Origin of the sequence: Nostoc sp., from assembly GCF_036917455.1 — a bacterium.
Taxonomy (GTDB): Bacteria; Cyanobacteriota; Cyanobacteriia; order Cyanobacteriales; family Nostocaceae; genus Nostoc.
Map to the genome: position 1 here is coordinate 1 of NZ_JBALDK010000204.1, position 21,009 is coordinate 21,009.

At 41.9% G+C, this 21,009-nt stretch carries 18 protein-coding genes; 8 read left to right on the plus strand and 10 right to left on the minus strand.

Annotation, left to right across the window (positions count from 1 at the left end; all coding sequences use genetic code 11):
- Positions 1–227 precede the first annotated feature (227 nt).
- The 3 genes from V7K42_RS22030 to V7K42_RS22040 all read right to left on the minus strand — a co-directional run bounded on the left by V7K42_RS22030 (position 228) and on the right by V7K42_RS22040 (position 3,321).
- A complete protein-coding gene (locus V7K42_RS22030; RefSeq protein ID WP_334919437.1) occupies positions 228–395 on the minus strand; it encodes a hypothetical protein in 168 nt (55 codons plus the stop codon).
- Between the two features lie 3 nt (positions 396–398).
- Positions 399–689, minus strand: coding sequence for a hypothetical protein (locus V7K42_RS22035; protein WP_334919438.1), 291 nt, complete (start codon positions 687–689; stop codon positions 399–401).
- Positions 690–792: 103 nt separating this feature from the next.
- Positions 793–3,321: an ATP-dependent helicase gene (locus V7K42_RS22040; RefSeq protein WP_334919439.1), complete on the minus strand. Its 2,529-nt coding sequence runs from the start codon at positions 3,319–3,321 to the stop codon at positions 793–795.
- Between the two features lie 123 nt (positions 3,322–3,444).
- On the opposite strand from V7K42_RS22040, the gene V7K42_RS22045 reads away from it, so the two are divergent.
- Entirely contained in the window at positions 3,445–4,674 is a 1,230-nt protein-coding gene (locus V7K42_RS22045) for an ATP-binding protein (protein WP_334919440.1), read from the plus strand.
- Between the two features lie 69 nt (positions 4,675–4,743).
- Here the strand turns inward: V7K42_RS22045 and V7K42_RS22050 are convergent, their stop codons facing one another.
- Positions 4,744–5,832 (minus strand): RuBisCO accumulation factor 1, encoded by a 1,089-nt coding sequence (locus tag V7K42_RS22050; RefSeq protein WP_334919441.1) that lies wholly within the window; start codon positions 5,830–5,832, stop codon positions 4,744–4,746.
- A gap of 578 nt (positions 5,833–6,410) precedes the next feature.
- Between V7K42_RS22050 and V7K42_RS22055 the strand changes: the two genes are divergently transcribed.
- On the plus strand, positions 6,411–6,605 hold the full coding sequence (locus V7K42_RS22055; protein WP_012407669.1) for a DUF2256 domain-containing protein: 195 nt from the start codon (positions 6,411–6,413) through the stop codon (positions 6,603–6,605).
- A complete protein-coding gene (locus V7K42_RS22060; RefSeq protein ID WP_334919442.1) occupies positions 6,605–7,558 on the plus strand; it encodes an isoaspartyl peptidase/L-asparaginase in 954 nt (317 codons plus the stop codon). Before V7K42_RS22055 ends, V7K42_RS22060 begins: the two co-directional genes overlap by 1 nt.
- Here V7K42_RS22060 and V7K42_RS22065 read toward each other — a convergent pair.
- The 4 genes from V7K42_RS22065 to V7K42_RS22080 all read right to left on the minus strand — a co-directional run bounded on the left by V7K42_RS22065 (position 7,549) and on the right by V7K42_RS22080 (position 12,449).
- Entirely contained in the window at positions 7,549–7,971 is a 423-nt protein-coding gene (locus tag V7K42_RS22065; protein WP_334919443.1) for a DUF29 family protein, read from the minus strand. The two genes, V7K42_RS22060 and V7K42_RS22065, sit on opposite strands and share 10 nt — an antisense overlap.
- A 126-nt stretch (positions 7,972–8,097) precedes the next feature.
- Positions 8,098–9,459, minus strand: a complete 1,362-nt coding sequence (gene glmU, locus V7K42_RS22070; RefSeq protein ID WP_334919444.1) for a bifunctional UDP-N-acetylglucosamine diphosphorylase/glucosamine-1-phosphate N-acetyltransferase GlmU — start codon at positions 9,457–9,459, stop codon at positions 8,098–8,100.
- A gap of 179 nt (positions 9,460–9,638) precedes the next feature.
- Entirely contained in the window at positions 9,639–10,883 is a 1,245-nt protein-coding gene (locus V7K42_RS22075) for a two-component system response regulator (protein ID WP_334919445.1), read from the minus strand.
- Between the two features lie 642 nt (positions 10,884–11,525).
- Positions 11,526–12,449: a tRNA (5-methylaminomethyl-2-thiouridine)(34)-methyltransferase MnmD gene (locus V7K42_RS22080; RefSeq protein WP_334919446.1), complete on the minus strand. Its 924-nt coding sequence runs from the start codon at positions 12,447–12,449 to the stop codon at positions 11,526–11,528.
- Between the two features lie 336 nt (positions 12,450–12,785).
- Here V7K42_RS22080 and V7K42_RS22085 point away from each other — a divergent pair, with 336 nt between their 5' ends.
- Entirely contained in the window at positions 12,786–13,607 is an 822-nt protein-coding gene (locus tag V7K42_RS22085) for a sulfurtransferase (RefSeq protein WP_334919447.1), read from the plus strand.
- Positions 13,608–13,655: 48 nt separating this feature from the next.
- Here the strand turns inward: V7K42_RS22085 and V7K42_RS22090 are convergent, their stop codons facing one another.
- On the minus strand, positions 13,656–14,957 hold the full coding sequence (locus tag V7K42_RS22090) for a hypothetical protein (RefSeq protein ID WP_334919448.1): 1,302 nt from the start codon (positions 14,955–14,957) through the stop codon (positions 13,656–13,658).
- A 521-nt stretch (positions 14,958–15,478) separates the two neighbouring features.
- Between V7K42_RS22090 and V7K42_RS22095 the strand changes: the two genes are divergently transcribed.
- The 4 genes from V7K42_RS22095 (at position 15,479) to V7K42_RS22110 (ending at position 20,227) form a co-directional block, all read left to right on the plus strand.
- Positions 15,479–16,678, plus strand: coding sequence for a FecR family protein (locus V7K42_RS22095; protein ID WP_334919449.1), 1,200 nt, complete (start codon positions 15,479–15,481; stop codon positions 16,676–16,678).
- A 175-nt stretch (positions 16,679–16,853) separates the two neighbouring features.
- A complete protein-coding gene (gene gor / locus V7K42_RS22100; RefSeq protein WP_334919450.1) occupies positions 16,854–18,230 on the plus strand; it encodes a glutathione-disulfide reductase in 1,377 nt (458 codons plus the stop codon).
- Between the two features lie 107 nt (positions 18,231–18,337).
- Complete coding sequence (locus V7K42_RS22105) at positions 18,338–18,973, plus strand: YqiA/YcfP family alpha/beta fold hydrolase (protein ID WP_334919451.1); 636 nt, start codon at positions 18,338–18,340, stop codon at positions 18,971–18,973.
- A gap of 108 nt (positions 18,974–19,081) precedes the next feature.
- A complete protein-coding gene (locus tag V7K42_RS22110; RefSeq protein WP_334919452.1) occupies positions 19,082–20,227 on the plus strand; it encodes a histidinol-phosphate transaminase in 1,146 nt (381 codons plus the stop codon).
- Positions 20,228–20,235: 8 nt separating this feature from the next.
- Here V7K42_RS22110 and V7K42_RS22115 read toward each other — a convergent pair whose 3' ends face one another.
- Positions 20,236–20,790 (minus strand): hypothetical protein, encoded by a 555-nt coding sequence (locus tag V7K42_RS22115; RefSeq protein WP_334919453.1) that lies wholly within the window; start codon positions 20,788–20,790, stop codon positions 20,236–20,238.
- Positions 20,791–21,009: the final 219 nt, after the last annotated feature.

Below are 21,009 nucleotides of genomic sequence, written 5' to 3' on the forward strand. Positions count from 1 at the left end.
TGACTTTGGCTATGCTTTAGGATTTTCGTTTACAACATACACAATTTCTGGTTTTTGTCAAAGCTTTTGTTAAGAAAGATGTTTATAATGGATAGAAAGGGGAGAAACAGGAAATCCGGTTCCCTCCCCTTTATAAGGGGAGGGTTAGGGTGGGGTAAAACCTTGATTAATCAGCTATTTCAGACTTGTGTGTACATGGTAGCCTGGTTTGGGACGGGCTGCTAAACCTAATGAAGGCGCAATACTGTTCGGTTAAGGTTTTTTGATGAAAATTCCCTGATCACAAAGACGCGATAAATCGCCGTTTCTACCAAGGACTGATGATTGTAGAGACGGCTATTTATCGCGTCTCTTGCCTTAACCGAACCGTATTGAGTGAGGTTATACCAACCCATTTGTTATTTCGGCGAACTCATTTGTTGATTTGGCGAACCCATTTGTTGATTTGGCGAACCCATTTGTTGATTCAGCGAACCCATTTGTTGATTCAGCGAACTCATTTGTTGATTCAGCGAACCCATTTGTTGATTCGGCGAACCCATTTGTTGATTCGGCGAACCCATTTGTTGATTCGGCGAACTCATTTGTTGATTTGGCGAACCCATTTGTTGATTTGGCGAACCCATTTGTTGATTCAACGAACTCATTTGTTGATTTGGCGAACTCATTTGTTGATTCAGCGAACTCATTTGTTATTTCGGCGTGTCCATCGCTTTTAAAGGAAGATGAACAAATGCCTAAAATTACTGCGAAATACTTTTCAAACAACCTCTGAGCGGATACCTTAAAAGTTTATTTAGCCATCACCGCTAAATTCACCACACATTCAGGAAATTGGCGCTTTAACGCTGGAAAAACTGGACAAGGTGCTTGCTCTTGCAAATTCTCTGGTTTACTCCAAGTAAAGGGGGCTTTCTGCGCTGCTGACATCCACACCAAACGCTTTGCTCGTGTCATCGCAACGTAGAGTAAACGGTACTCCTCAGATATTTTCAACTGCTTTGCTTGTTCCCATGCTTGTGTGACATCTGGGATAGTAGATTCTCCGTGGAGAATAGCACGAATTTGGGCGCGGGCTACTTCTGATAAGGTAAAATCCCCTAAAAACTGGCTTTGAGGAGGAACCCAAAATCTACCAGGAATTAAGTTTTCGTGGAGAAAGGGAAGAAATACATAGTCCCAATCCAGCCCTTTGGCTTTGTGCATGGTAATAATGGTCAGTTGACCGCGACGAGTATAACGTTCTTCCGAATCTTCAGTTTCCACTGGTTCAAACCGTTCGGAACTGACGATTTCACTTAAAGCTGACAGCATTCCCCCCATTGAACTATTGCCAGCTATCTGCTGGTTTACCCGTTCTGCAAGTTTGTCAGCAGTTGCTAATTCTGCCTGGTCGTAATTTAAGGTTAAGGCGAGAAAGGAAATTAGCTGGTAAAGAGGCAATTCCAAGCGGGCGCGAAGTAAATTGCGACACAAGCGTGCGGCTTTTTGGACTGTTTCTGGCTGGGGTGCTGCTAGGGGGCCAGGATACAAAAATTCTTCTGGTAAACTAGCAAGGGTGTTGAGGTCTTGGGTAGGAATTAGCTGGCGCTGTACTAATGCTTCTAATGCGGCTTTGAGGTAATCGGGGGAGTGGGGGCGATCGCAAAATTGCAGCAATGCTAAAATTTCTTGGGGAACATGAGAACGGCGATCGCGTTCTCCCACATCGTAAAGTGTAATGTTATGCTCTTTGCACACAGGTGCTAAAGCCTCTCCTAACCATCTTCCTTGGCGATTTTCTCGCACTAAAATCGCTGCACTATTTTGTGTAGGATCTTCACCAAATAACTCGACTACTCTTTTAGATAACAATTCAACGGTGTGATGAATGTCACGCGGGGTATAAAGTTCTAATCCTTGTCCTATTGGTGCTGGGTTGGCGTTCTTTTGCGGATCTCCAGTTTCAACAGGGCGAATTGTCTGCAAGCGAAACGGTACTTGTCGGTTGTCAGGAGTCTGTTGTCCGTTATTCGTTTTTGCTAAAGACTGATTATTGATCCATTTGAGGGCAAAGTTCGCCGCTTCAATGATAATTCTACTACTGCGACCAGCTTGATTCATCGTTGCCAATCGTTCGATGCGATCGCACTCTTCGCAAAATTGCCGGAAATAAATCGGATCGGCTGGAGTAAAAGTAGAGTTAATCGCCTGATTTGGATCGCCAACTCGTACCAAGTTGAGTGCTGAGTTAAGAGTTAAAAGTGAAAAATTATCTCCCCCTGCTCCCCCTGCTCCCCCTGCTCCCCCTGCTCCCCCTACTCCCCCTACTCCCCCTACTCCCCCTACTCCCCCTACTCCCCCTACTCCCCCTGCTCCCCCTGCTCCCCCTGCTCCCCCATCACTCGCCAAAATTTCTAACAACTGCGTCTGAAGGGGGCTAGAATCTTGGGCTTCGTCTTCAAAGACGGCGAAAACTTGGTTTTGCTCGATGCGACGGGCGCTGTCGTTTTCTAAAACGCGCAGTGCGGCTAAAATCATATCGTCGTAATCGATGAAATCACGCGATCGCATTAAGTTTTGATATTGCTCATATAATCCCGCCGCTACGCTCAAAATTGTATATTCGTCTGTGGTTTGTCTACTCCACTCCCGCAATAATTCTTGCGATATCCCCGAACTTTTTGCTTCATGAATTACTGTATTCGCTAATTCTGGCAATACTTCTGTTCGCAGCACCGATTGGCGACGCAACCTTTCTGTCTCTTCTCCGTCAAATTGATGACCTTCTAATAACCGCAAATATATTCCGGGATTATTTACAATCCATTGTTCTACGGCTGTTCGGATAAAGCGATGACTTTGGGTTGGTGTAATTAATGTGACATTTTCTAACTGCAAACCCGATAAATCAGAATGGCGGCTAGCAATGTTCAATGCTAAACCATGTAAGGTATAGACAAAAAAGCCCGTCTGAGGTAGGGATAAATCATCTCGTAAGAATTTGCGGATCTTTGCTTTAATGTTGGCAGCAGCAGAACGAGTAAAGGTGACAACCACCAAATGACGACGCGAGGATGGGCGCGACTGGGCATAACGTTCATATTGACGGGCGATTGCGATCGCCGCCGCCGCCGCCATCCCCGTAGATTTACCTGCGCCAGGAACGGCGGAAATAGCCAAAGGGCCAGATCCCCAGTCAGCCATTTGTTGTTGTCCGGGGCGTAGACTGTTGCGAATTGCGAGAATTTTATCTCGCAGAGAAGAAACAGGCGATCGCTCAGACAATTCTGAGTGCAGGGATTCTTGAGCCACAGGAGTAGTAAATTTAGAGTCTGACATATCAAATTTTATATTTGGAAGAAGAATTCTTTAAGTAAGAATTCACAATTTAGGCTTCTTAATGTTAGATTAGCTTAATTTGATATCTTTCTAAGCTTTAACTAACCAGAAAAATAAATAAACATGAAAATCCAAAAACTAATTACACAAGCCCTGAGTTTATCTAATAATGCTATCTCTTATCATGTTAGTCAGGAGCTAGCAGCTATTTATCCTAAAAAAGCCTTACTGGAAAGTAATGATGATTCCTTCAATTTAGAAAAATACGCTGAAGCAAATTTCTGCAAAATTAAATATGACGATCGGATCCATAACCAGATGTTGACTGGCTGGAATGGTATGGAAAACGATATTTACAAATATACTGAAAATGCCAGGTTTCAAGTTTCATGGCAAGGAAATAAACTTGATATCCTCTTAATGAGTTGGAATGAAGGTTATTGTAAAACTCGCTATTCTTGGATTTTGGCAGATAGCATAGAAGTCGCTGAAAAATTTTTTGCCGCAGTTTGTGATTGGAACTCAGAAATTCGTGATGAACTTTTAGTTTTTGAAGATGGTTATTGGGATAAAAACCCAGACCTGTTTCAATCCATTCAAAGCGCAACTTTTGAGAATCTCATTTTGCATAAAAATCTGAAGCAAGATATTCAAGATGACTTAATAAACTTCTTTGCTTCCAGCGAAACTTACGCAAATTACAGCGTTCCTTGGAAACGTGGTATTTTGTTTATTGGCTCACCAGGAAATGGGAAGACTCATACAGTTAAAGCATTGATTAACCAAATGCAGCAGCCTTGCTTATACGTTAAAAGCTTTAGATCAGAGCATACTACTGATAGCGATAATATCCGTAAAATATTTAACAAAGCACGACAGTCGGCTCCGTGTGTTTTGGTATTAGAAGATATTGATTCTCTATTGAATGATGAAAACCGCTCTTTCTTTTTAAATGAGCTTGATGGTTTTGCCTCTAATCAAGGAATTGTTACCATTGCAACCACTAATCATCCAGAACGTTTAGATTCAGCAATTAGCAATCGCCCCAGTCGCTTTGACCGCAAATATCATTTTGACCTGCCAGCTATCCCCGAACGAGAAGCCTACATCACATTGTGGAATGAAAAATTAAAAAGTGCGATGGGCTTGTCTGAACATGCTGTGAGTCAGATAGTTGAATTAACAGAAGGCTTTTCTTTTGCCTACCTCAAAGAATTATTTCTCTCATCAATGATTCGTTGGATGGGAGCGATGGAAACTGGGGCGCTAGAGAAAATCATGATTTCTCAAGTTGCGATTTTGCGAGAACAAATGAGCAGCGCAACTGTTAGCAGCAAAAATTTAGAAAATTAAAATGGAAGTCGATCGGAACAGAATTCAGAATTCTAACTCCTGAATTCTGACTCCTGAATTCTTCTTCAATTATTCATCAATCTGCCAAGAATCCTTAGTTAATTCTTCATCCAAAATTTTCTTAGGACGCACAATGATAATAATTTGTCCTAGTAGAGGAATTTCTGGCTCAGTTTCAAACCACTGAAACTCTAATTCACCACCATTTTCAATGACAAAATAGCTAGAGGCATCCCATTCTCGTTTGGCACGATCTACCACAACTACAACAGGCCCGATTTGGCTTTGAGTTTGGACGGGGAAGCGATCGCTATTCGCTAAAATCACTACTGGATCTTCTGCTGCTAATAGCACTTGCCAACCTGGTAATGGTACCCAAGCTTGCTCTCCAGAAAACTTAACCAGGCGAAATGGTTCAATTTCGGTCAAAATCGGCACAGCTTGCAAGTCTTTTCGTGACAATGGCAACTCGCCTACCACGGGCAAAATTCGGGGTAATTGTTCTTCAAATTCCAGGCGGTAAAAGGGTAAAATTGGCGCTGGACGCTGGGGAACGCTAGTAAAATCAGTCAGAAGCTGTTCGATTTGTTTCCTGGCTGCTGGCGTGTGAGCAAAACGCAAACCTTTAGCTATCAGGCGCGATCGCTGTTGTAAATCTGTATTTTGGCGTGCTAGTTTCCAAGCTTGGTGAGCAACGGCATCTCCAGGATGGGCAGAAAACCCTTCTGGCAAAGTCCGGTAATAAGAGAACTCTTTAATTGCTTTTGCCACTTCCTTGACTTCATCAGCATCGATTTTGTGGAGGAAGATCAGTTCGGCGGCGGCGGCGCGTTCTTCATGAGTGAGCAAACGCAGTTCGTATAAAACATCACTGCCGCGGATGGCGTAGTGCGATCGTGTTTCTGCCGATACTCCAGAGTTTTCCAAAGAATTGTAAACTTGGGAACCGACAACCACCTGATTTTGTTGAATTGGCTCAAATCCAGTCGCCTCAAAAATGTCTTGGGGGTTGTAACCGGTTTTTAGCAACGAGGCGATCGCTGTTCCCCATTCCACCCAGTTGCCTTGTTTTTGCCTCAGCCTTCGTAGTAATTCTTGTGCTACATCGTTGGTAGCATTTTCTTCGGGATTCTGAGCGTTGGGTGGTAGATCAGTCATAAGAATACGCAGTATGCAAGAAACTCAGCGTCTTTAAACCTGAGAGGGAAGCGACACGAACGGTTTTAACCGCAGTTAATTTTAGGACTTACGCAAAACGAGATGCTGTAGGGGCAATTTATGAATTGCTCTAAGAAGAAAATCTTTCTTTTCGGCTAAAGTTTTGCGTAAGTCCTGAATTTGAGAAGTTGATTAACACTTCATGAGCAAGTTTAATTCTAATCTAATGCGATTTGACTGTGATTTAATAAAAGATTTTTTAACCGCAGATCCGCAATGGGCGCAAAGAGAAAAAAGAGATTTTAGAAGTCACATTGAAAAAGCTAGTTCTATAAATACTTAACCCAAGCTTGACTATGCTGTGTAAAACTCTCTCTAAACAGATGTATAGATTTACTTGAGGTTGAGTTATCTGCCGATAATTTTGTGTTCCCAGACACATAGCTAAAAAATAAATCTTAGGAGAGATTGACATTACATTTTTTCTGTGAAAGTTTACTTCCTTTGTAGGAAACTGGTTATAATTATTTTCCATCTCTCTTAGAAATCAAATTCTCGTATACACACACAGTATTTATATGGGACGTGTTCGTTCTAAATCTGACCTACCTACAAAAATCTGTCCGGTATGTCAACGTCCTTTCACATGGCGTAAAAAGTGGCAAGATTGCTGGGACGATGTGAAATACTGCTCAGAACGTTGTCGTCGTCGCCGTTCTGAAGCTCAAAATGAAACTAACCGCAACACAGACGCAAATAGCGCAGGGGATTAATGGAGTCACAGGTGCAACCTAAATTAATTATTCATGGAGGGGCTGGTAGCTCTCTCCACGGTAAAGGAGGATTAGAGTCGGTGCGCCGATCGCTCCATACGGTAATAGAAGAAGTCTATTCTCTGCTATCGTCAGGAGCAACTGCTTCTGAGGCGGTGGTGCATGGTTGCCAAATGCTCGAAGATAACCCCCGCTTTAATGCTGGTACTGGTTCAGTACTGCAATCTGATGGGCAAATCCGCATGAGTGCTTCCCTGATGGATGGCGCATTAGGGCGGTTTAGTGGCGTGATTAATATTTCGCGGGTAAAAAATCCAATTGAGTTGGCACAATTTTTACAAAATTCGCCAGATCGAGTCCTATCAGATTTCGGCTCGGCTGAGTTGGCGCGGGAAATGCAACTTCCTAGCTATAACGCTTTAACTGATTTGCGGTTGCAAGAGTGGATACAAGAACGCCAGGATAATTTTAAAAGTGCGATGGCTGGCGTGGTAGCAGAACCCGAACTGATAGAAACCAGTAATGCTGGACGTGGCACTATCGGTGTAGTAGCTTTAGATGCATCTGGTAGCCTAGCTGCTGGCACTTCCACTGGTGGTAAGGGATTTGAGCGGATTGGCAGGGTAAGTGATTCTGCGATGCCAGCAGGTAATTATGCTACGAGTAATGCTGGTGTTAGCTGTACTGGAATTGGAGAAGATATCATCGATGAGTGTTTAGCCCCACGGATTGTAGTGCGTGTCACTGATGGAATGTCCCTGAAAGAGGCTATGGAGCGTTCCTTTGGGGAAGCGCACCAGAACAAACGGGATTTAGGAGCGATCGCCTTAGATGTGAGTGGAGCGATCGCTTGGGGCAAAACTAGCGAAATCTTACTCGCCGCTTACCACAACGGCGAAAAAATTGGTGACACTTTGGAATGGACTGGCGACGAACTGATCGGCTATTGTTGAATCAGTTTCAGGGCTTCGGCTAAAGTTTCTTGTCGGTCAACCATTGTAGCTAATTCTTCGGCTTCATAACGTCCCTCAAAAGCTTCTAGCGCCGCTCTTTTCAGTGCCACTTGATATCCTTGTTGCAGAATATCCATTAATTCTGCTTGATTCAAGTAAAAACCACCGGATTTGCGGCGCTTGTTTATTTTGTTGATTTCCCGCACTGTATTTTCTATTGAAACATTCCAAGAGCGAGTAGAACGTTTTTCGGCCTTTTGTTTAATTAAATGGATGAGCAGAATCACACCATAACTATCAATTTTATTGATTTTGTCACTGAGGCTCATTTCTTCTAACTCATCCACCAACAGCAACGCCTCATGGATTTTGCCTTGTTCTAGAAATTGCCTAAGTTCTAGCAGTTCTTCCATAATAAATTTTAATATTTAGCAAAGAAGCATACCGCACCTTGCAACTTCAACGGCTCTAAACATAATGCTAGGAGCAATAGGGATGAAGCGTGAAATATCTTCATGCTTCACCTTTGATCTTTTCTTTTAGCCTCTAGCTTCATCCTTCCTACGCCAACCTAATTTTACCACCTGACGACTACGGGCAATCACCAGAGAATTATCAGGCACATCTTCTGTGACTGTAGAACCAGCTGCGATGTAAACATCATCGCCCAAGGTGATTGGAGCCACTAAAACGCTATTGGAACCAGTTTTAGTCCGATCGCCTATTTTGGTACGATGTTTCTTTACGCCGTCATAATTAGCAGTAATTGTCCCAGCACCAATATTCACCTGATTGCCGACAACGGCATCACCTATATACGACAAATGTTTTGCATTAGTGCGATCGCCTAACTGCGTATTTTTCAATTCCACAAAATTACCTACACAGCAGCCAGTACCCACTTTTACCTGACCGCGCAAATGAGCATAAGGGCCAATTTGGCTTCCTGTCTGCACAGTGCTATCTGTTATTACTGAATACTGGACTGTGACATTTTCAGCTAAGTGACTATTTTCAATAAAACTTCCTGGCCCAATGTGACTTCCTGTTTGAATAACTGTATTTCCTCGGAGGTGAGTTTGGGGTTCAATAATTACATCCGGCTGCAATTGTACTGTTTCATCAATGGTGATGCTTGTAGGGTCGATAAGGGTGACACCTGCTAACATCCATTTTTCCTTGACTCGTTTTTGCAAAATTTCAGATGCTGTTGCTAGTTGCAGGCGATCGTTGATGCCGAGAATTTCTTGATAATCTTCTACATCCACGGCCATAACTTTTCCCACTTGAGTCACGGCATCAGTGAGATAGTATTCTTTTTGGGCATTGTTTGCCTGGAGGTGGGGCAACACCTTTGCCAAATCTGGCCAACGGAAGCAGTAAACTCCAGCATTAATCCGGTGATTTTGTCTTTGGGCAGCATTACAATCCTTATGTTCGACCATAAGCTGCACAATATTTTCATCGTTACAAAAAACTCGTCCGTAGCCTGTGGCATCGGATAGGTGTGAGGTGAGAATAGTGGCGGCGTTTTGATTTCGGGCATGAGTTTGCAACATCTGCTTAAGGGTTTCGCTGCGGATCAACGGCAAATCGCCGTTAAGTATTAGCAAATCCCCAGTATAGTCTTCCAAGTGTGGAAGTAATTGCTGGATGGCATGACCTGTTCCCAATTGCACAGTCTGTTCGACAAACTCCAAATCGGGAATTGAATGCATGGCGGCTTGCACTTCCTCGGATTGATATCCCACAATTACGATTCGCCGTGAGGGGGAAAGTGGTTCTACACTTTCAAGAACTCTCTCGACTAGCGATCGCCCACCCAAAGAATGTAAAACTTTGGGTAAGCTTGATTTCATCCGTGTGCCGCGTCCTGCCGCTAGAATTGCTACAACTACCATAATTAGCTATCAGCTATCAGTGAAAGTTTTGATTAATGCTGTTGGTACTTTAAGATTTAGGCTCAAATCATACCAGCTAATCATAGAAGACTGAAATATACAATGAGTCAGGATAACTACTTTCCTCAAAAGCGAAGATTATAGTACCAATTACCGATGATGACAGCAGCGATAAATCATTATCCTCCCGACTCTTTCTCTTGATAAAATTGAATAAACTCTACAAATTCCTGCATTAGCTCAGGATTGCGCCAACCAGAATCAGCTTCTTTTTGCATCACTAAAAGTGCTTCTGCAAAAGTAAAAGCTCTTTTGTAAGGTCGTTCGCTAGTTAGGGCATCGTAAATATCAATTAACTGAAATACTTGCGCCAGAAAAGGAATATCATTGCCTTTAAGTCCATCAGGGTAGCCTGAGCCATCCCAGCGTTCGTGGTGATGGCGAATTATGGGAATTACACCCTGCATACTGCGTAGTGGCTGGCAGATTCTTTCTCCAATTAAAACGTGCTGCTTCATGATCTGCCAATCTTCGGAGGTGAGTTCACCTTTTTTTAGCAGCACTGCATCGGGAATACCCACCTTGCCGATATCGTGGAGATAACCACCCCATCTCAAATCTCGAATTTGGTAGCGTGAGAGGTTGAGGTATTCACCAAAAAGTTGTCCCAGTTTTAATAGGCGTTCGCAATGGTCGCCGGTGTTGGGATCGCGACTTTCAATAGACATGGCAATGGAAAATAGTACTTGTTCGGCATGGTCTAAATCTTCGTTTAGACGCTTTTGCCGTACCAAAGACTTCACCCGCGCCGCCAGTTCCACCCGATCGAAGGGTTTGGTGAGAAAATCATCTCCCCCAACTTCAATTCCCTGAATGCGCGATCGCCTGTCATTTAATGCTGTAATGAAAATCACTGGAATCAGTCTAGTCTGCTCATCCTGTTTGAGCAATTGACACACTTCAAATCCATCCATTCCTGGCATCATCACGTCCAGCAAAATCAAATCTGGCTGTTTTTGAGTTACCAATCCCATAACAATAGAACCACTGTCCGCTTCAATCACTTCGTATCCTTCCATCCCCAAGAGGGCAACAGCAGTCATACGGCTAGCGGCATGATCGTCAACTATTAAAACCTTCGGCGGATCTAAATCAAACCCATTCACTTTAGAACCTTTGGCTTGTAGTGTTCTAGAGACCAATGAATCATCACCATAATTAATATCAGATTTTATCCAAGAAGACATTGCTTGCCTATCTTCAAGCATCAAGTCTTGTTGAGATAAGCCTAAAGAATAAGCCTCCACATCATTTTGCGAGCCTACAGCATGATTTGAACCAATACTCTTTTCTGTGCTACTGGGCTTTGACCCACTAACAATTTGTTCTGTAAAGTCTGTATGGTTGGATTTCCATTGAATCACAAAGGCACTCCAAGTTTTTGCACAAGTTAACAGTGTTAGATTTCAAAAAGAAATTTAATATTTGACTGTATCTAAATCAGAGTTTTCATAGGAATTATGCAGTATGTAAAGCTGCCTCTCTAAGTTTTTTGCAGCTTGTATCTTTTATTTTACGAATAAGGGATGTCTTGTTGTCACATTTTTTGCTTCTAATTACAGTATGATAAATTTGCACAAATATTAAATCGGGTTTTTTACGGAGGTTTTTTAACACAAAAATGCTAGAAAGCACTGTGGTTGCTCGTTTTGTATTAAAATATAGGATTTTTAGTTAGAAGTCCTTATGGTAATCATTAGATATACATATTTTTACTTACTTAGTTATCGTAATCTAAAAACACTGCTACATGAAATGTAAAATTAGATACTATCATAGATCTTATTTATTTGCATTGGAAAAACTTATTACCTGAGGATCTAGAAAAGAAATCAGAATTTTTGGACAATATAGATAGTTTATTTAGAATTAAGGATTGAGGAAATACTTGAGGTTGCGATCGCTGTCTAATATTAATTTTTTGTTAAATTGTTCAAAATCACGCTCGATCGCACTTGGGGCTTGAGCAATTTGTTCAGGAAAAACCTCACAGGTAATCGATATAATTAAAAGCTACTTCCCATAAAATCCCTGCCTTGTGTTCCCAATAACCACCTTTTTCGCCAACGGGAGGTAGGTTCGAGTGAAGAGATTTGTTGTTCTTGTTGTCGCCGCATCACTATGACTTCAGCTGAATCGCTTAATTTGGGATCGCGGTAGGGGATAGCAGCACGGGTTAGTAAGTGTTCTTTTTCAACTTGTGAGAGGGAATTAGGTATAGAGTATTTATTATGGTCAGTGCTGATAGAATAGGCTGCCACAGTACCAGGCGATCGCCTCCCTACGGGTGGGGTAGAACCTAGCACCAAACCAGCAGACAAAAATGCTGTGCGGACAGCAGCAGCACATGAATAGGTGGATAATAAACCATCTTGATGTAAACACAATGACAGTTGTTTAATAAATTCAACAGTCCATAATTGAGGACACTGCGGTGGTGAAAACGCATCAAGGAAAATTGCGTCTCCTAAGAAACCCGACTGATGTACTAGCGCGATAGTAGTTCTAGCATCGCCAATTAGTAGCTTCGCTTTCAGCTGAGGTGTTTGGACTTGATGCTCAAAAGCTAGCTGGGACAATATTTCAATATAGTTACAATTCCAATTGTCGAACAAGTGATAAGCGATCGCAGCTTGTGGTACTGCTGGATTCACTTCTAAACCAATTACTTCAACAAAACAGTTAGGATTCACTGCCCAAATTGTCTGCAAAGCAGCAGCCGTGTTATATCCTAGACCATAACAAATATCCAACAGTCGCAAAACTGGTTTTTGGGCGGCTGTAGCTAGTTGAGTTGGTTCTACAAACTTGAAAAAACTCTCCTGCTTCGCTCCATAATGACTGTGAAAGGATTCACCAAACTTTTGAGAGACAAAGGTGAAGGAACCATCTGCTGTGAGCTTAGGTGTAAAATTTTCTAAGTCTGACATTTTATAAAAAATGTGAATTCTTTGAGAGCTTTATTGTGAGATATTCTGATCGGTATTGGGTTTAGTTCATGATGAGCGATCGCACTGGACTAAAATCAAATTCACTTCTCACACTTAACAACATAATATACGCGATCGCATTTCTGAATCACGTATATTAAAGGTTGCTATAGTTACTTGGTATTCGTTCCTTAATCCAACCTATGAGCGATCGCTAGGCATCGGTACAAAAGATGATAAAGTCATCATTGGTAACGTCATCCTACACGACAAAGACCTGATTAGCGCGATCGCAACTGGGTTATCAGTTGCGTAAATCCTCTAAAATAATCCCCAATGCTCAATTCACAATTTGTTGTTTCGCCAGCTTGGTTATCTGAACATCTAGAAGATCCGCAAGTTGTGATTGTGGATTGTCGCTTTTCTTTAGCCGATCCACAACTAGGACAACAACAATACCAAACAAGCCATATTAAAGGATCGTATTACCTAGATTTAAATCAGGATCTTTCCAGTCCAGTGGGTCAACATGGCGGGAGACATCCTTTACCTAACGCTAACGATCTCGCTAAAAAATTTGCGGCGATTGGGGTAAATTACCAAAAAACTCTAGTTGTAGCCTATGATGATTCGCGCTTTGCTTTTGCATCTCGTTTATGGTGGCTGTTGCGCTATCTCGGACATGAGCAAGTTGCGGTATTGGATGGAGGCTTTGCTGGATGGCAAAAAGCTGGTTATCCGATTACGGATGTAGTTCCTCAACCCCGGATCGGTACTTTTGTAGCTGAAGTCCAAACAGAAAAGGTAGTAGATATTACTGTGGTGAAAAGCCGGAAAGATAGCGACGAGGTAGTATTGGTGGATTCGAGAGAAAGCGATCGCTATCGAGGTGAACGAGAGCCAATTGATAAAATTGCTGGACATATTCCTGGTGCAGTCAACTATCCCTGGCAAGAAGTTACAGACTCTTCCGGCTACTTACTTCCTGAAGAGGAACAACGCCGTCGGTGGGAACAGCTAGAAACAGCCGAAGAAATCTTGGTTTATTGCGGTTCTGGCGTTACTGCTTGCGTAAATTTGCTTTCTTTAGAATTAGCTGGCATTAACAAAGGTAAACTTTATGCTGGTAGCTGGAGCGATTGGATTTCTTATTTATAGTTATTGGTCATTGGTCATTGTTTTTTGAGCAAGGACAAAGGACTAATTTCAAAACTGACCTAATTGCAAATTATAATTAATACTGAAGAACCAGCCATCAAAATCAATGTTTTCGGCGGTTGAACTACCTAAACTTACTCCAGCTTGAATATTCATATCAGTGGTATCGGATATTCGGTAATTTAAGTGCCCGAATAACCGATGAAATTGGTCTTCTCGATCGCGCTGTGTAAAGTCGGATAAGCTCACCTGGTAGTCAATACCAACCTGGAGAGGCGTTTGCAAGTAGTAATTTAGAGACAGCCAAAAGAAATTGATTATCCGATCGCGACTTTGGGGGTCGGCAAAATTTACACTCAATTCGTAGAAGCTCTCTAGCGTTAATTTTGGAGTTAAGATATCTCGCCGTCCCAAAGATAATTGCAGAGAATTTTCATTTAAAAAGCGATCGCCTGCTTTAAAGCTATCCAGGCGATCGCTGTTATTAGCATAAAATAACTGTTGATTGCTGAAATTGATTTCTCCGTACATTCGCCGCGATAGCTGCTGGTAAAGACTGAGATTAAATCTCACCTGGTTGTAATTATATTGTGACTCATTTATATAATGAATCAGATTGCCATCAATTGAGCCGTTTAAATAAGTCTTAGATCCTAAAGGGAAATATGCAGAGGCTAGTGTCAGTCCAGAAAAAATTAAACCATCTTCTATTGGATTATCATTTGACGAAAAAATATTACTCGTTTGGAAGTAGCCGACATGAGCCTGTAGATAGCCTATGGGTTTCAACTTAACTACGGGTTTTTCTTGAAGTGGTGGTGGCTGTTGTTCTAGGGGTAGTAACCGCACCCGCAAACCTAATTCGCGATCGCCATCAGGGTGAGATGGCTGTTTTGGCGATCGCAATAGCTGCATAAGCCTCTCTAATCTTTGGGACTGATTTATTTGAGGTGGATTCAACAATTGCTCTTTTGAGTCTGAAGGAGATGGAGGTAAAACACTTGGCTGTGATTCTAGTTGTGGCGCTTCATTTTGCTTTTGACTATCCCCAGGTTCTCCGGTTTTGTCTGGGACTTGAGCTTTTTCTGGTGTTTGCTGTGTCAGATTTAACGGCATCTGAGAGTCTAAAGGATACGACTTATTAAACTGCTTGCACAAAGAGTTAATTGCCTCATGCTCCAACTTCTGACATAATTGCTGATAATTTACTTGTGTATTTGCTAAATTCTTAGAATGCCAAGCATCTGTAATTGTAAATTCTGTTGCATTTACTTTAATGCAACACCAGCTTCCACTACTGGACGCTAAGAAAATACAAAAAAACAAATTTTTCCAGTTCTTGAGTCGCATCTAGTTAGATCGCGTTAATCGCGTTTGGCGAATGTAGACCTACAAGCTGTATCGGAACTTCCGACTCAGAATATACAATGGAGTGCATCTATTTTAGCTTTGTAGGTATATACTGAAACTACAAGTTAAAATTTATAATCTTCGGATTGTTACCAAATTTCTTTACTTGACACTGAGATTCTCCGATCGGGCTTTTGATGAGCTTTAGTGAAATACAGCCAGTGAGTAATTTCACAACAGATCCCTAGCAAGTTCTTATCTTGCATAGCTAATGACCTTGTGAATTATTGATTTCAAGTAGTAACTTTTAAAACTACCACAGACTTGATTGCACACAATGTCAATTTTAGAATATCAACTTAAACAAACTAAATATTTAGCTTACATATTAGCTATTTTATGTATTTAATCTAGATTAAAATTCGGATAAATTTACTTAAAGAAACTTCCTATAATAGTTTAGCACTAGCTTAAACCTTTAACTTTTTTGATATTAGTTGAAGTTCAGAAATTATCAAATTATGTTTCATAAATCGTTTCCATTATTAGTGATTAGTTTATGGGGAATTACAGTACTACCTTTGCCAAATAGGGTAAGTGCTATAACTCCTCTGACGCGAGCAGAGATTCAAAACCTCCGCAACTTGGTACAACTGATACCCAGAGACAGACAGAAGAAGCGTCCTGCACGCAAATTAGATGCAATAAATCCTGGGGATGGGTTGTCAACTGGTCGAGCTTCCCTAGCAGAGTTACGCTTTAACGACGGCTCTTTGGCACGGGTTGGGGAACAGGCTATATTTCAATTTTTACCAAACACTCGTAGCTTTAGACTCTCAAATGGAACAGCATTGCTACTTATCCCACCTGGAAGGGGGCAAACACTTATACAAACACCAAGTGCAGCAGCAGCAATTCGTGGTTCAGCATTATTTGTCCGCTATAACAAACAAACAGATACCACGATTGTAGGTGCGCTGACAAATAGTGGTATTGAAGTTTCAAATAAGGAATCTTCTCAAAGTCAGGTGCTGCAAGCAGGACAGATGATGGTTATAGTTAAAGGCAAATTTCAGGGCTTATACGATTTTGATCTCAGAAATTTTTATGAAACGAGCGATATGGTTCGGGGGCTTGATTTAACTAGGCAAAATCTTACACCTACAGCCGACCCAGCGATCGCTAGCGTTCAAGCTGAAACTGCTGCGGCTCTGAACGCACAGTCGCCTATCAGAGGTGAAGGAGTAGTTGAAAACCCATCTTTTACAGAGCTAACTACTAATCCTTCAACTTCTTCCACCAACGACATTATTACAGACAATTTCCCAGTAGACTCCATTAGGGATGATTCCCCATTAAATTCCTTTGAGGATATAGGACAAATCCTATCAAATACTCAGCAACGCTCTGGGAGAAATAATACTACTAGAACTATAACGCAACCAGTCAATCTTCCAGTCACTCCTCCAGTCACTCCTCCAGTCACTCCTCCAGTTAATCCTCCAGTCACTCCTCCAGTCGAGCCTCCAGTCGAGCCTCCTGTTAATCCTCCAGTCACTCCTCCTGTTAATCCTCCAGTCACTCCTCCTGTTAATCCTCCAGTCACTCCTCCTGTTAATCCTCCAGTCACTCCTCCTGTTAATCCTCCAGTCATTCCTCCAGTCGAGCCTCCAGTCATTCCTCCAGTCAAACCTCCAGAAAAACCTCCAGAAACCACCTGAAACACCCACCAAAGCAAAAAGTGATATTCCCTACGACCAGAGAACATCTGCTAACGCTAGATTAAATCAAGGACAGGACTTAAACAGGATTCACCAGATATCCTTGATATAGTTCAATCACATTTTATGTGTAAGTTCCCAGGAACTAACTTTTTGCTAGAGAGAACAGAAATTTATGGCTTTTGATTACGACCTGTTTGTAATTGGTGCGGGTTCTGGAGGTTTGGCGGCTTCTAAACGGGCGGCTAGCTATGGGGCAAAAGTGGCGATCGCTGAAAATGATTTAGTTGGCGGTACTTGTGTAATTCGCGGTTGCATTCCCAAAAAACTCATGGTCTATGGCTCTCATTTTCCCGCCCTATTCAGTGAAGCTTCAGGTTATGGCTGGAAAGTTGGTAATGCTGAGTTGGACTGGGAATATTTCATTACATCTATAGATAAGGAAGTTCGGCGACTGTCGCAACTACATATAAACTTCTTAGAAAAAGCCGGAGTAGAACTAATTTCTGGCCGCGCCACATTGCTAGATTCCCACACTGTAGAAGTTGATGGACGCAAAGTGACAGCAGACAAAATTTTAATTGCTGTTGGCGGTCGTCCTATCAAACCAGATTTACCAGGGATGGAATATGGCATTACCTCTGACGAAATCTTTCATCTAAAAGAAAAACCAAAACACATCGTCATTCTTGGCGCTGGTTATATTGGCACAGAATTTGCCTGTATCATGCGTGGCTTGGGTTCAGAGGTGACACAAATTACCAGAGGTGAAAAGATTTTGAAGGGGTTTGATGAAGACATTCGTACAGAAATTGAAGAGGGGATGACAAACCACGGAATTCGACTGATCAAAAATAATGTGTTAAAAACAATTGAACCTGTGCCAGAAGGTTTTAAACTAACTTTATCAGGGGAAGACCAAGAACCAGTAATTGCTGACGTGTTTTTAGTGGCGACTGGTCGAACTCCCAATGTAGATGGACTAGGTTTAGAAAAGGCTGGGGTTGATGTTGTGGCTAGTTCTATCGAAGGGCCTGGATACCTTAGCACAAATGCGATCGCAGTCAATGAATATAGTCAAACGAGTCAACCGAATATCTTTGCTGTGGGCGATGTCACAGACCGAATCAATTTAACTCCCGTCGCCATTGGTGAGGGTCGCGCCTTTGCTGATAGTGAATTTGGAAATAACCGCCGCGAATTCAGTCACCAAACTGTTCCCACAGCCATATTTTCTTCCCCAGAAGCCGCAACAGTAGGTTTGACAGAAGCCGAAGCACGGGAAAAACTCGGTGATGCCGTCAAAATTTTTCATACTCGCTTCCGTGCCATGTACCATAGTTTGACTGGTAAACAAGAGAAGACAATGATGAAGTTAGTAGTTGATAGCAACACTGACAAAGTGCTAGGCGCTCACATGGTGGGTGATAGTTCAGCTGAGATAATTCAAGGTATAGCGATCGCGGTGAAGATGGGCGCAACTAAAAAAGACTTTGATACCACCGTTGGTATCCATCCCTCCGCAGCCGAAGAATTTGTCACAATGCGGTAAGAATAAAAAGTTAGGAGTTAAAAGTTATGAGTTATGAGTTGAAGAAATAAACTCATAACTTAAAACTTAAAATTCTTATTAGCCCTAACTTCTAACCATCTACAGCTTTGCAATATATATATCTTCACGGTTTTGCTTCCAGTCCTAATTCTACCAAAGCGCGCGATATAGGCGATCGCTTTGCCAAAATTCAAACGAAATTTAAAATTCCCGATTTGAATGCTGGTGATTTTTCGCAGTTGACAATTACTCGTCAGATCGCTCAAGTTGCCGCAAAATTCAGTCATAATTCTACGCCAGTAACCCTAATTGGCTCAAGTTTAGGTGGTTTGACCGCAGCCCACTTGGGACAGGAATATTTACAAGTAGAACGCCTTGTGCTGCTAGCACCAGCCTTTGGTTTTTTATCCCATTGGTTGCCTAAGTTAGGCGATGAAGAAGTACAGCGTTGGCAGCAAGAAAAATATATCATGGTCTACCACTATGGGGAGGAGCGATCGATTCCTTTAAGTTACGATTTCGTTAAAGATGCTACCCAATATCAAGAAAACTTTTTGCAACGTCCTATCCCCACCCTAATTTTGCATGGAAAAAAGGATGAAGTTATTCCCATCGAAGCTAGCCATGACTTTGCGCGTTCACGTCCTTGGGTGGAGTTAGTCGAACTCGACAGTGACCACGCCTTGAGTAATGTTATGGAAGAAATTTGGCAGGCAATTCGCCTCTTTTGCCAGTTACCTTGAAGTTGTAAAATATTAGACTCTTATAACTAATGTCCTTTGTCATTTGTCTTTTGAATAACTAACAACCAATGACCAATGACTAATAACTAATTACTAATTACTAAAATTATGCTTCCCTTCATAAGGTCAGATTTAGCTCAATTTACCGCGTATAAACCCCATCCTAGCAGCGATACAGCCAATTCTGTCCCCACACAGTTTGATCGCCTAGATACAAATGAAAGCCCTTATGATTTACCATCTGAGTTAAAAGAGAAGCTAGCCTGGACATATCAGCAAGTAATTGAAACAAATCGTTATCCTGATGGTGGACACGAAATACTTAAGGATGCGATCGCAGAGTATGTCAATGAATCAGCCGGCCTCTCGCTATCTAATACTGCTGCCAATATTTCTGTGGGAAATGGTTCAGATGAACTAATCCGCTCTTTATTAATCGCCACTTGTCTTGGAGGAGAAGGTTCAATTCTCGTTGCCAATCCTACTTTCTCCATGTACGGAATTTTGGCAAAAACTTTGGGCATTCCTGTAATCACGGTGGGTAGAAATGAAACAAATTTTGAAATTGACATAAGCGCTGCACAGTTTGCGATCGAACAAACTCAAAATCCCCCTATTCGCGTAGTCTTCGTAGTGCATCCCAATTCGCCGACTGCAAATAGCTTAACGGCGGCGGAGTTGGCATGGTTAAGAAGTCTAAGCGAGCATATTTTGGTAGTAATTGATGAAGCTTACTTTGAATTCAGTCAAACTACCTTAGTAAGTGAATTAACACAGCGCCCAAACTGGGTAATATTACGTACTTTTTCTAAAGCTTTACGATTGGCAGCTCTCCGTGTTGGTTATTGCGTCGCTCATCCTGAAGCGATCGCCATCTTAGAAAAAGTTCGCTTACCTTACAATCTTCCCAGCTTTTCTATAGCGGCAGCATTATTTGCTTTACAAAACCGCAGACTGTTGCTGGACTCGATTCCCCAAACCTTGAGCGAACGAGCTAAACTCATCGAAATTTTATCTCAGCAACCAGAATTACAAATTACTGCAAGCGCTGCTAACTTTATCTATCTACGCCTTAAACCAAATGCTTTTAATTCACAAGATGCTGCGCTAAAAACTTTCCACCAGAAACTGAGAACACTCGGCACTCTTGTGCGACACATTAGCGGAGGATTGCGAATTACTGTCGGGACAATTGAGGAAAACGCCCGCACGATTAATCGAGTCCAAGCTGTTTTAGCAAATTTGGAATTTTAGTAATTTACTCAATAATTAAATCGGCTGTCCATCTCACTGCCCAAACGGCGGACTACTCCCACTGTTTGTGGCAGCACACCTACCAAAAGAGCAAAAGCAACATCCGGCAAAAAAGCCACTATTTCTGGTGGAAAGTATTGCTCAAACTGATCGAGAATTTTCTGAACTCGCTGCCCAGGCACTGAGTTTTCTGTAATTTGTTTGATCAATCGAATCCACTGTCGCCTAATCAAGTAAGCCTTCTGGCGTTCTTCATTAGATTCGGGAGTTAATAAAGACAGATTACCTATGGGCAATACCCTTTGGCAATCACAATCATAATCCCCACCCACAGCAGCCCCAGGACCAGCAAACTCTGCATGATAGCGTTTAAAGAGGATTAATCCATTTCGTCTACGACTATTGACGACGAAAACTTCTCCACTGTGTAAACGTGTAAGGATATCCGAGCCTTGCGATTGCTCAGTTCCATCTGGCATAACAACAGAGTCATGGAAACTAGTTTCAGGATAATAGGTTGATATCATAGAGGTTTGATAGCGTCGATGCTGTTCGCTATCCATGTTTTTTAAACTTTTAATGAATTTGGTAGTAGTATGCACTTAAACGGAACTAGCTGTTATGTCAAATCAAGTTTTTGAATTTTTTTATTATCAAGAGTCTTTTAGTCAATTTAACTAAAGATAGTAATAAATACACATTGGTTAGTAATTGAATGATCATATCTTATGAGATATGACCAGATTTGTCCCCAAATTCGGATAGTGTTTTATTAAAGTTTT

Excerpts from the sequence above, each read along its gene's own strand:
- V7K42_RS22035 (WP_334919438.1), bottom strand. The coding sequence starts at position 689 with ATGAGTTCGCTGAATCAACAAATGAGTTCGCCAAATCAACAAATGAGT.
- gor (WP_334919450.1), top strand. The coding sequence starts at position 16,854 with ATGGCTTTTGATTACGACCTGTTTGTAATTGGTGCGGGTTCTGGAGGT.
- V7K42_RS22090 (WP_334919448.1), bottom strand. The coding sequence starts at position 14,957 with ATGCGACTCAAGAACTGGAAAAATTTGTTTTTTTGTATTTTCTTAGCG.
- V7K42_RS22040 (WP_334919439.1), bottom strand. The coding sequence starts at position 3,321 with ATGTCAGACTCTAAATTTACTACTCCTGTGGCTCAAGAATCCCTGCAC.
- V7K42_RS22085 (WP_334919447.1), top strand. The coding sequence starts at position 12,786 with ATGCTCAATTCACAATTTGTTGTTTCGCCAGCTTGGTTATCTGAACAT.
- V7K42_RS22030 (WP_334919437.1), bottom strand. The coding sequence starts at position 395 with ATGGGTTGGTATAACCTCACTCAATACGGTTCGGTTAAGGCAAGAGAC.
- V7K42_RS22115 (WP_334919453.1), bottom strand. The coding sequence starts at position 20,790 with ATGGATAGCGAACAGCATCGACGCTATCAAACCTCTATGATATCAACC.
- V7K42_RS22065 (WP_334919443.1), bottom strand. The coding sequence starts at position 7,971 with ATGGAAGAACTGCTAGAACTTAGGCAATTTCTAGAACAAGGCAAAATC.
- V7K42_RS22060 (WP_334919442.1), top strand. The coding sequence starts at position 6,605 with ATGGAGTCACAGGTGCAACCTAAATTAATTATTCATGGAGGGGCTGGT.
- V7K42_RS22050 (WP_334919441.1), bottom strand. The coding sequence starts at position 5,832 with ATGACTGATCTACCACCCAACGCTCAGAATCCCGAAGAAAATGCTACC.
- V7K42_RS22095 (WP_334919449.1), top strand. The coding sequence starts at position 15,479 with ATGTTTCATAAATCGTTTCCATTATTAGTGATTAGTTTATGGGGAATT.
- V7K42_RS22080 (WP_334919446.1), bottom strand. The coding sequence starts at position 12,449 with ATGTCAGACTTAGAAAATTTTACACCTAAGCTCACAGCAGATGGTTCC.
- V7K42_RS22110 (WP_334919452.1), top strand. The coding sequence starts at position 19,082 with ATGCTTCCCTTCATAAGGTCAGATTTAGCTCAATTTACCGCGTATAAA.
- V7K42_RS22055 (WP_012407669.1), top strand. The coding sequence starts at position 6,411 with ATGGGACGTGTTCGTTCTAAATCTGACCTACCTACAAAAATCTGTCCG.
- glmU (WP_334919444.1), bottom strand. The coding sequence starts at position 9,459 with ATGGTAGTTGTAGCAATTCTAGCGGCAGGACGCGGCACACGGATGAAA.
- V7K42_RS22045 (WP_334919440.1), top strand. The coding sequence starts at position 3,445 with ATGAAAATCCAAAAACTAATTACACAAGCCCTGAGTTTATCTAATAAT.